The sequence below is a fragment of the Mesorhizobium sp. f-mel genome, from assembly GCF_053850215.1.
Map to the genome: position 1 here is coordinate 1 of NZ_JBSPTO010000090.1, position 362 is coordinate 362.

Sequence of the window (362 nt, forward strand, 5' to 3'; positions counted from 1 at the left end):
GTGCGAGGCCCGCTCCGGGTCGGATGCGGCGAGAAGATCGGGTGCCGGGTGGTAACGGAAATAGAGCCGCGCGCGTTCGACCGGCGTGTTGACCACCGCCAGGCATTCGACGCCTTTCTCACGCAGGGCCGGCTTGAGTTGCGCCAACGTCGCGATATGGCGCCGGCAGAACGGACAGTGCAGGCCTCGAAACAAACCGATCAGTAACGGACTGCGGCCTCGAAAATCATCGAGCGCGATCTTGCCTTCGCGTGAGATCGCATCGAGCACAACATTCGGCGCCCGATCGCCCGGCTGCAGCGGGCGGTCGAGATTACTCGTGGACATGGACAACCTCCTCGCCCCGGATCAGTCAAGAAAGG

1 protein-coding gene is annotated in these 362 nt (G+C 63.5%); it reads right to left on the bottom strand.

The window, feature by feature from the left end; all coding sequences use genetic code 11:
* The coding region (locus ACWUKX_RS31025) for a redoxin domain-containing protein (RefSeq protein ID WP_456010466.1) at positions 1-327 on the bottom strand (327 nt) is incomplete at its 3' end.
* Between the last annotated feature and the right edge of the window lie 35 nt (positions 328-362).